Source organism: Nitrospinaceae bacterium (genome assembly GCA_018669005.1).
Lineage (GTDB): Bacteria > UBA8248 > UBA8248 > UBA8248 > UBA8248 > UBA8248.
In genome coordinates, this window is the sequence record JABJAL010000123.1 from 1 (window position 1) to 3,086 (window position 3,086).

At 51.7% G+C, this 3,086-nt stretch carries 3 protein-coding genes; all 3 read left to right on the forward strand.

Annotated elements, in window-relative coordinates; translation table 11 throughout:
* A partial coding sequence (locus HOJ95_18355) for a hypothetical protein (protein ID MBT6396657.1) occupies positions 1 to 215 on the forward strand: 215 nt, incomplete at its 5' end.
* A gap of 132 nt (positions 216 to 347) precedes the next feature.
* Positions 348 to 1,013 carry an ATP-dependent Clp endopeptidase proteolytic subunit ClpP gene (clpP, locus tag HOJ95_18360; GenBank protein MBT6396658.1) on the forward strand — a complete coding sequence of 222 codons (666 nt, stop codon included), beginning with the start codon at positions 348 to 350 and terminating at the stop codon, positions 1,011 to 1,013.
* 307 nt (positions 1,014 to 1,320) lie between these two features.
* Entirely contained in the window at positions 1,321 to 2,586 is a 1,266-nt protein-coding gene (gene clpX / locus HOJ95_18365) for an ATP-dependent Clp protease ATP-binding subunit ClpX (protein MBT6396659.1), read from the forward strand.
* Positions 2,587 to 3,086: the final 500 nt, after the last annotated feature.

Below are 3,086 nucleotides of genomic sequence, written 5' to 3' on the forward strand. Positions count from 1 at the left end.
CTTACATTCTTGAGATGGCCAAAGTCACCGATAAAAAAATTACGCTTGAAGAACTGACGAAATCTCCCGACGCGGCGGCTAAACCGGCCAAAAAGGGTGCCAAGAAAAAGCCCGATGCTCAGTCGAAAGCAAAACCCAAAGCCGAAAAAAAGGCCGTCAAGCCTAAGGCGGAGCCTAAGGCCACCAAAGCCAAGGCAGACAAAGCCAAGAAGTAGGAATAGAAGCCTTTTCCCTTTGTGCAGGATCGTGTGTAATCACCCTGGTTTTTACACGCTGCTTTATAAAAGGGCGACCGGGGGGCCGAATGGCTTCCGTTTGCAAAACGACAGATCTGAGGAAAACAGGCCATGCGTAATCCAGCCGAAGTGTATATGAGCAATCTCGTGCCGATGGTGGTTGAGCAGACCACCCGTGGCGAGCGTGCCTACGATATCTATTCCCGCCTTTTGAAGGAGCGGATTATTTTTCTGACCGGTGGTGTCGGCGATGAGGTTGCGTCTCTTATCTGCGCCCAGTTGCTCTATCTCGAATCAGAAAACCCGACAAAAGATATCTCCTTTTACATTAATTCGCCCGGTGGGGTGGTGACCTCGGGGCTCGCCATTTACGACACCATGCAATACATCACCCCGCAGGTCAGCACCGTCTGTGTCGGCCAGGCCGCTTCTATGGGATCGCTCCTGCTCGCCGCCGGGGCTAAGGGCAAGCGTTATTGTTTGCCCCATTCCAGGATCATGATTCATCAGCCTTCAGGCGGGATTCAGGGTCAGGCCGCCGATATCGAGATTCATGCCAATGAAATCCTGTCACTGCGTGCGCGGCTCAACCAAATTTACGCCAATCATACGGGTAAGGGCATTAAGGACATTGAGAAGGCGATGGACCGGGACAAGTTTCTCTCGGCTGAAGATGCGCTGGAATTTGGTCTCATCGATGAGGTGGTCACCAAGCGCCCGCCGAGCGAGAGTGATAAAACCAAGGCTGGTGATGGCGACACAGAGGGCGATAAATAGCTTCTAAAAGTCTGAAAGATTGCGAATTTGTAAAAAATTAACTATTTTTCGTGTCCTATGGTGAAAACGAGAGTAGACGTCCAGTCAAAGTCACTTAAATACAGGGAATAGCTGTTAGAGAATATTTCGGCATCAGTTTCATTCGGGAGGTTCCTCATTAAAGGAATACTTTTCCGGTAGTAAATGTGATCCCGTCCCAATTTTATTTCTTCCGTTTTTGTCATTGTGCGAGGAGGGGAGGTCTGGGTAACATGTTTACATCTACGGAGATTGCTGAGATTTCAGGCAGCGGAAAATCGGAGAGGACATGAACAAGTCCAGCAGCGGCGATCCAAAGAACACGCTTTATTGTTCTTTTTGCGGAAAAAGCCAGCATGAGGTTCGGAAGCTCATCGCCGGCCCAACTGTTTTCATCTGTGATGAATGCGTTGAGCTGTGCATGGATATTATCCGTGAAGAGCACAAGAGCACTCTGGTTAAATCCGATAACGGGGTGCCGACGCCGCGCGAAGTCTGTAAGGTTCTCGATGACTATGTGATCGGGCAGGATCATGCCAAACGGGTTCTTTCCGTCGCTGTTCACAATCATTACAAGCGCCTCGACATGGGAATGAAGGCTGGCGACGTTGAGCTGTCCAAGTCGAACATACTCCTGATCGGCCCTACCGGTTGCGGCAAGACTCTGCTCGCCGAAACCCTGGCCCGTATCATCGATGTGCCCTTTACCATGGCCGATGCGACGACTCTGACCGAGGCTGGCTATGTTGGTGAAGACGTTGAAAATATCATTCTCAAGTTGCTTCAGGCTGCTGATTATAATGTTGAGCGGGCCCAGCGCGGTATCGTCTACATAGATGAAGTCGATAAGATTTCGCGCAAGTCCGACAACCCCTCGATTACCCGCGACGTTTCCGGTGAGGGGGTCCAACAGGCGCTTCTCAAGATCATGGAAGGCACGGTCGCCAGCGTCCCGCCCCAGGGTGGACGCAAGCATCCGCAGCAGGAATTCCTGCAGGTGGACACGACGAATATTCTGTTTATCTGTGGCGGTGCCTTTTCCGGCCTTGAGAAAATTATCTCGGCCCGCGGCAAGGGGTCATCAATCGGTTTCGGTGCCGATGTGAAAAACGAGGATGAACGACAGACCGGCGAAGTTCTGCTGGGGGTCGAACCCGAAGATCTGTTGCGCTTTGGCTTGATCCCGGAGTTCATCGGTCGTCTGCCGATTGTCGCCACCTTGGGCGACCTTGACGAGGCTGCCCTGGTCGAAATTCTCACCAAGCCGAAGAATGCGCTGGTCAAACAATATCAGCGTCTGTTCGATATCGAAGGGGTCAATCTCGACTTTTCCGAGGATGCTCTTGATGGCATTGCCGACAAGGCGCTGGCCCGCAAGACCGGGGCCCGTGGTCTGCGCTCGATCATGGAACATATCCTGCTCGATACGATGTTCGAACTTCCGGGCCTTTCCGGAGTTGAGGAAGTTGTCATCAATCGTGAGGTGATAGAGGGCCACGCCAAGCCCCTCTATATCTATACCGAGCATGCCGACGAGCTTGAATCCAGCGCCTGATCTTTTCGCGATTTCGATATATTATTTGTATCCGCGTTGAGCTGCCGCCTTATCCCCCGGCGGGGGTATGTTTTTGCCTTTAAACCACTTCGTCCCCTTGAATTTCTCTATCTAAACGCCACTTGAGAGTCTGTTAAGGCCTTGTGAAACGGTGGCTTGGCTCAGGTTAGCCCTCTTCGTTCGGCCCTTGTTGTGCCTCTGTGACGTTCACCACTTGACGCCAAGGGAGGGTATGGGATTATGGGCAAGGAAACATTCATTTCCTTGGCGTATATTCCACCCGGTTGCAGTCAGGCTCAGTTCTCTTCGTGCAGAGACAAAATCCTGGGATTAAGACAAAACTAATTAACAGAAAGAATCGCTAGATGTCCGATAATGAACTTGAGACCCCCGAACCGGTGAGCTCCGCCGTATATCCCGTTCTCCCGCTTCGGGACATTGTCGTTTTTCCGCATATGATCGTGCCTCTTTTCGTCGGTCGCGATAAATCTGTTCGCGCC

Bases quoted from the DNA above. Each gene is read 5' to 3' on its own strand.
- clpP (MBT6396658.1), top strand. From the start codon at position 348: ATGCGTAATCCAGCCGAAGTGTATATGAGCAATCTCGTGCCGATGGTG.
- clpX (MBT6396659.1), top strand. From the start codon at position 1,321: ATGAACAAGTCCAGCAGCGGCGATCCAAAGAACACGCTTTATTGTTCT.